The sequence below is a fragment of the Enhygromyxa salina genome (assembly GCF_002994635.1).
In the GTDB taxonomy this organism is placed as follows: Bacteria; Myxococcota_A; Polyangia; order Nannocystales; family Nannocystaceae; genus Plesiocystis; species Plesiocystis salina_B.
The window spans coordinates 118,664-125,336 of sequence record NZ_PVNL01000097.1; the positions used below are offsets into that span (position 1 = coordinate 118,664).

At 66.2% G+C, this 6,673-nt stretch carries 6 protein-coding genes; 1 reads left to right on the forward strand and 5 read right to left on the reverse strand.

The features are described from left to right. Position 1: 1 nt before the first annotated feature. The 4 genes from ENSA7_RS24205 to ENSA7_RS24220 all read right to left on the reverse strand — a co-directional run bounded on the left by ENSA7_RS24205 (position 2) and on the right by ENSA7_RS24220 (position 3,889). Positions 2-1,720 carry a hypothetical protein gene (locus ENSA7_RS24205; RefSeq protein WP_106091709.1) on the reverse strand — a complete coding sequence of 573 codons (1,719 nt, stop codon included), beginning with the start codon at positions 1,718-1,720 and terminating at the stop codon, positions 2-4. 30 nt (positions 1,721-1,750) lie between these two features. Continuing rightward, complete coding sequence (locus ENSA7_RS24210; protein ID WP_106091710.1) at positions 1,751-2,002, reverse strand: hypothetical protein; 252 nt, start codon at positions 2,000-2,002, stop codon at positions 1,751-1,753. Between the two features lie 68 nt (positions 2,003-2,070). Further along, positions 2,071-2,376, reverse strand: a complete 306-nt coding sequence (locus tag ENSA7_RS24215; RefSeq protein ID WP_106091711.1) for a hypothetical protein — start codon at positions 2,374-2,376, stop codon at positions 2,071-2,073. Then, on the reverse strand, positions 2,369-3,889 hold the full coding sequence (locus tag ENSA7_RS24220; RefSeq protein ID WP_244923892.1) for a B12-binding domain-containing radical SAM protein: 1,521 nt from the start codon (positions 3,887-3,889) through the stop codon (positions 2,369-2,371). Before ENSA7_RS24220 ends, ENSA7_RS24215 begins: the two co-directional genes overlap by 8 nt. Positions 3,890-4,001: 112 nt before the next feature. Here ENSA7_RS24220 and ENSA7_RS24225 point away from each other — a divergent pair, with 112 nt between their 5' ends. Next, the gene (locus tag ENSA7_RS24225) at positions 4,002-5,276 is read left to right on the forward strand and encodes a DUF4215 domain-containing protein (RefSeq protein ID WP_244923893.1); all 1,275 of its coding nucleotides are present in this window, start codon (positions 4,002-4,004) and stop codon (positions 5,274-5,276) included. A 262-nt stretch (positions 5,277-5,538) separates the two neighbouring features. Here ENSA7_RS24225 and ENSA7_RS24230 read toward each other — a convergent pair whose 3' ends face one another. Continuing rightward, a complete protein-coding gene (locus ENSA7_RS24230; protein WP_181234052.1) occupies positions 5,539-6,504 on the reverse strand; it encodes a transposase in 966 nt (321 codons plus the stop codon). Positions 6,505-6,673 lie beyond the last annotated feature (169 nt).

Consider the following 6,673-nt stretch of genomic DNA (forward strand, 5'->3'; position numbering starts at 1 on the left):
GTCAGGGGTGCATGTAGCTCGGCGGCGAGAGGTCGCGGCCGAGCTCCGTCAGCTGCTCGACGTCGGACGAGCCATCGGCGCGGACCCGAAACAGCAGCTCTTCCGTGGACCGCGTCGAGCGGGACAGGAACACGACCTGGCGCTCATCGTCGACGACGTCGACCCCGGTCGGCACCGCCCAGCCATCGGGCAAGCTCGCCGCCAGGTCGACCAGCGCGAATTCGGGGTCGTCGAGGTCGACGGCCAGCAGCTGGCGACCGCTGCCCATGTCGGCCGCGAACACCACACGGTTGGTCACCCGCGGAACGTGGAAGGCGATCAAGAAGTCGGGGATGTCGTCGACGAAGCGCAGCGGCGCGCTGGCGACGGGGCCCGAGAGATCGACATAGGCCAGCCAGCGAGTCTGGCTGACGCTGTCGCCGACCTGGTAGATCAGCCGGCCGCCCGAGTGCCGGGCGTTCTCGATCTTGGCGCCGTCGGCCAGCGGCTCCGTCACGACCTCGACCGCACCAGGCTGGCCGTTGACCAGCTCCACGCGGACCAGCCCCTGAACGTCTGCGTCGGCGTCACCGAATCGGTACAGCACCCGGCCGAGGTCGTCGAAGACGAAGTCCTTGGTCCAGGCCGCGCGCTCGGCCGAGTCGATGCGCACGGGCGCCGAGGGCGTCGCGCCGACGAAGCTCACCAGGTACAGCTCACCCCATGACCCGTCGCCGGTCCAATACAGCACGCTCTGGTTGTCGTCGGACCACTCGGTTCGGATGACCTCCCCGCCCGCGACCACGGTGTTGACCAGCACCGGGGGCGCCATCAGGTCATGGAGGTCACGGACCCACAGATCACGAAACCCGTCGAGGTCGTGATCGTAGCGATAGGTGAGCTTCTCGCTGTCGAGTTGGGGGCCGAAGCCCGACAGCTCGTCGAGCTGGCCGATCTGGGTGAGCGCGCCCGGGCTCCCATCAATTGGCGCGTAGTACAGCTCGAAGGTCTGGTCGGCGTCGTCGTCGACGGCGTAGAACAAGCCGCTGTCGTCTTCGGCGAGGGCCGTGCCGCCGTACTGGGGCGTCGGGCCGTGGTCACCGCTGACCTCGACCGCCTCGACCGGCCGCTTGTCCGCGAAGGTGACCCAGTAGAGCGCGCCCGGGTCCGAGAGGTCGGTCTGCGCGCGGATCAGGGCTGCGCTCGCGTCCGCGTTCCAGGCCGGCGAGGGCGCGTACTCCGGGACCCCGTCGGGGACGATCGACACGATCTCGAAGGCTCCCTGCGCGTCGACGTTGAGCAGCCGCACCACCGGCATGTCGGCGGTACCGTCGCGGACCCGCTCGGAGCCAAACGGCGTGCCCCCGAGGGAGGTGCCGACCCCCGAGCCAGCGGCGCCGCTCAGCTGGATCTGCGGTTCACCGGCGACGTCGAGATCCTGAATGTCGATCGTCAGGACCTCCCTGTGGCTATCGTCGAGATCGACGCTGTCGATCACGACCCACAGCGGATCGCCGTCACCTGGGTCGCCGTCGCCGTCACCTGAGTCGCCGTCGCCGTCACCCGGATCGCCGTCGCCGTCGCCCGGGTCGCCGTCGCCGTCGCCGTCGCCGTCGCCGTCGCCGCTCGTTTCTCCTTGGGTCCCTGTGTCCGCCGGCTCGGTCGCCGGGCAGCCGGCGAGGACAACGCCGCAACACAGCGCGAGCAAGGCATGGTGAGTCTCTGTCGCAAGCTCAAACATGTGACCGCGACCCTACTGCGCGCGCGGCGGTCAGTGCAATTCGGGATCGCCGTCGTCGTCGCCGAGCGAGCGGACCAGGTGGAAGCTTGGCGGCGCGGGGGCGGTGCTGGTCTGCTTGTCGATCTCGCCGATCGCGAGGCCAAGGATGTCGCGGAGCTCCCGCGCGATGCCATCTTGGACGCGGACCGTGGTCCCGCCAACGGAGATGTGGACGGCGCCACAGCTGCAGCGGTCGATGCGACAGTTGGACGTGCGGGCGATTGTGGTGGCGATGTGTTTCAAGCGGCCTCGAGGGTGACGCTACCCGCTGGCCGCGAGGATGGCTAGCGGACGGGGAGGATCGCTGCTGATCACTCCAGTGGATGGCAGCGATTGTCGCGACCGCAGACCTCGAGCAGATCATTGCAGCATTCTCGACCGCCGTGGCAGGTGGAGAAGCCTCGCTTGCAGCGCCGTCGGATGACCTCTCGCTGGGTCGGGGGCGGAGGACCCGGATCCTCCGCGGCGTCGGTGCTGTTGACGGCGGGCGGGGCGACGGGCGGCGGTGCGGGTGGCTCGACACGAGCGGGCGCGGGGACTGGCTCGGGCGTCGGCGGACTCGGGCACCCGAGCAACATCAGCGCGAACAGGCCGAGCGCGAGCCGGGCTTCACGCATGGCCGAGGTGTCGTCGCTGGCGATCGGGCAGCTGGGTGGGCTGGGCCTGGGCGGCCTGCTCGGCCCGCTGCAGCTGCCGCGCGAGCCGGGGCGCGCGTCGGTTGTTGCTGACAAAGTCGGCCTCGATCAGCTCGCACACCAGATCGTGCGGCTCGCTGCGAATCTCGATCAGATGCTGCGCCAGGTAGCGGGCGCGGTTCTCGAGTGACATCGAGTGGACGCGGCCCGCCGTTGCGAACAGCCAGTCCGCGAACGCCAAGGTTCGCTCGTACGGGGAGCCGCCGCTCCATAGCAGCCGCATACCCTTGGCTAGATCGCCGCGGTTCCAGAAGCTGTCCCAGACCTGGGCGAAGCGGCGCAGTCGCTGCATCGTCGCAAAGTCGATCGCGTGGCTCTGCAGGATCCCGTAGGGCGGGCGCGGCTCGAACAGCATCCCGAATTGCTCGGCGTGGCGGGAGATCGGCGTGCCGCGCAGCCGCTTGAGCAGCCCGACCTGCACCTCTTGGACGTCGGCGGCGACCAGCTGATCGAGCCCGCGACCGAAGCTGTCGGCCGTCTCACCGGGGAGGCCGATGATTAGATCCGTGTGCAGGTGCACGCCCGTGCGCTCGCGCAGGAACGCCAGGTTGTCGAACATGCGCGCCACATTCTGGCGCCGCGAGATCCGCTTGCCGACCTCGTCGTCCAGGGTCTGCACGCCGACCTCGAACTGCAGGCTGCCCGCCGGGAACGCCGCGATCAGCTCGCGCAGGCCGTCGGGCAGGCGATCGGGGACCATCTCGAAGTGCAGGAACAGGCCCGGCCGGACGCGCGCCAGAAAGAACTCGAGGATCGCCGCGCTGCGCTCGAGGTCGAGGTTGAAGGTGCGATCGACGAATTTGAACTGACGGGCGCCGCGGTGGATCAGCTGATCGAAGGCCGCGAGCAGGGCCGGCAGCGGGAACGCGCGCACGCGCTTGTCGAGCGAGGACAGGCAGAACTCGCAGCGGTACGGGCAGCCGCGCGAGGCTTCGACGTAGAGGACACGGTCGCGCAGATCGTGATCGTCGTAGAGCGCGTAGGGCAGCTCGAGCTCGGCCAGGTCGGGGAGTCCGCCATCGATCACCCGGGTCAGCGGGTGTTGGCCGGCGTTCAGGCGCGTGCACAGCTGCGCGAAGGCCAGCTCGCCCTCGCCCTTGATCACGTAGTCGACCTCGGCGAGCCATGGTTGGTCGTCGATCTCGTGGCTGACCTCGGGCCCGCCGACCACCAGCGTCAGGCCTGGCGCGAGCCGCCGGAGCAGCTCGACCAGCTGTCGGGTTGGCTCGACATTCCAGATGTAAACGCCCAGCCCAACGATGCTGGGGTTGGTGGCGAGGATCGCCTCGGCGACGTCGAGCGGGCGCTCGTTGATCGTGAACTCGAGCAGCCGCGTGCGCTCGCGCAGCGGGCCCATGTTCGCGAGCAGATAGCGCAAGCCGAAGGCTGCGTGTGGGTACTTGGCGTTGAGCGTCGCCAATGTGATCGTCGACACGGGCCGGCACCATAGCAGCCCACACCGCCGGGCGCCTTGTCGCTGGACGCCGGCCCCGCGCTTGGCGATTATCCCGGGCATGACGAGCAAGCTTGGACTTACGACGCTGACCGTGACCGTTGCTCTGACGGGGGTGACCTCGCTCGCGTGCACCCCGGAGGAGCCCAGCCCCTTCACCATGACCAAGGGTGACGGGACCGACGGCGACGGCGACGGGGATCCAGGCGACGGCGACGGGGACGGCAACCCCAACTGTGGAGACGGGGTGGTGCAGGTGGGCGAGGAGTGCGACCTTGGCTCGCAGAACGGCGAGTCGAGTCAGTGCACCCCGACCTGTCACATCGCGTCGTGCGGCGACGGGTTCGTGTACGAAGGCTTCGAGGAGTGCGATGACGCGAACGGCACCAACACCGACGACTGCCTGACCGGCTGCAAGCTGGCCAGCTGTGGCGACGGCTTCGTGCAAGAGGGTGTCGAGGTCTGCGACGACGGCAACCAGGACGACTCGGACGGCTGCAACGCGATGTGCCTGCCCGGCTCGTGCAGCGACGGGATCGTGCAGGAGGGCGAGCAGTGTGACGACGGCAACACCGACACCAGCGACGGGTGCCCCGCCTGTCAGCTCGCGTTCTGCGGCGACGGCTACGTGCAGAACGGCGTCGAGGCCTGCGACGACGGCAACATGAGCAGCGCCGACGGCTGCACCGCGATGTGCGAGCACGCCCAGTGTGGTGACGGGCTGCTGTGGGAGGGCATGGAGGAGTGCGACGACGGCAACGACGTCAACGGCGACACCTGCACCCTGGCCTGCACCACCGCGTTTTGCGGTGACGGGGTCAAGCAGGTCGGCGTGGAAGAGTGCGACGACGGCAACGACGTCGAAGACGACTTTTGCACGAACGACTGTATTTCGCTGCTGTACTTCGTCGAGGGGCCGCAGACGAACGTGGACGAGGGGGATCTCGGCGGGTGGGAGGAGTGCTGGAGCGGGCTGTACGGGACCACGTATCCGAGCCTGAGCGGGACGATTCTTGGGCAGCAGTGTACGGGGAGCAAGCTGTTGGTTGGTTGTCGGCCGGTCAACTCCGCGACGTTTACGCTGCTGGCGATGGGGGATCGGGAGGATGTGTTGTTTGATACTGGTACCGGGAACGTTACGCATGATGCTAATGGGGTGTCTTGGTATTATAATGGGTCGCATTCGATGGGGTTTGCGGACCTGGGGACGGGGGTGCAGCGGAACTCTTGTGATACTGCGAATGCTAGCCCGACGCTGCGGATGTGCTGGCATACTGGGGGGGATCAGATTACTAGTGGGTATCGGTGTGGGAGTACGTTCTTGAATGGGAACAATCAGTGGGAGCGCGTGATCATGCACGCGGACTGAGGAAGGCCTCCCCCCTTCCCGAAGGTCTTGCTTAAAGGTCGGCGTTTGGCCTCCTCCCTTCCCGAAGGTCTTGCTTGAAGGTCGGCGTTTTGGGGCGACGCTTAGCGGCAATACCACTGAAAACGCCCCTGAAGTTGTCGTCAAGAAGCGCAAAATGGCCGTGATCTCGCCTCAAAATATGCCGCCACGCGCAACTCTCCACGCCCAACCAGCACTAGCCGGCGGGTCGCCATGCCCGCCCACCACCTGATCCTCGGTCCCGCTACGACGAGTCGGCACAGTTCGCGGCGTACCGTCGCCACATCAACCAGGTGCCGGCCGGAAACTCGACATCCGTCTCCCCCGCAAGCCACCGTGCTCGCGCGATCGCGTACGCCTCCTCGAACACCCCCTTGTTCCGCAGAGCCTCGACGCGCTTCGTCTTGTGCTTCGCCGACACCGTCGGTCGCACACCAAACAGATCCTCCGTGCCAGGCATTGACGCCCAGTGTTGGCGCATGACGTTGCGCATCCCAAACACCTTCTTGCGCTTGGCGGCCCGCACCGCCTCGCACTCGTTCTCTTCCTCCTCAACTCGCTTAAGCACGAACTCTCGTAATTCGCCATCACTCAACTCGCCCCGCACGGGCGGACGCACCAATCGGAGCGCTACCACGTCGGGAATGGTGCTGCGGCCACACTTTGATGGCGTTCGAGCGTCCCGACGCTTGCGCGGCTTTTTCTTTGGTTTCTTTGCTGGCTTCGGCTCCCACATCCCAAACCGGGGCTTGGGCACCAGGATCTCTTGTCCGTACTCCATCCCAATCGTGGTGAAACCCTTCCAGTGTCGCGCCTTAGTGACGAGATCACTGGCACAGGGGTTGACCAGTGTATAGATGGCGTGCTCGAGCGTCTTCTCAGCATCCTGCGGCTCAACCAAATTGTAGCCCTTCTCGAAGTTCGTCCCCGAGATGCCACGAAGGGCGTTCAGCGCGCGTGCCATCAGCGAGTTGAGTTCCTCCATGAAATCGGGGATGCACTTTGTGTGTGCCGTCAACAACAGATGGAAGTGGTCGCTCATATAGAGGACTTCGTGGAGCGATACATTGAATTTTGAGCAAGTGTACGCAAAGACAAACCGAATCGTCTGCGTCACCTGTTCGTTTGGCACGAAGCGAAAGCTCCGATTCACGGCCCGGCACGTGATGAAGGCGGTCTGCTCCTCATGGATGATTCGCGGAGGGGTCACGCCAGGGTTGTCGGCCCGTCGCGATGAGCTTTGCAGGCTCCTGCAAAAAACGCTGAAATAGTCTGCGTGTGCGCAAATCGCTCCGGGTGCTGTGCATCTGTATACCTGCTCGAATATGAAGGTACAGGACCTTCGGGCAGGGGGCAGTGAAGGTACAGGACCTTCGGGC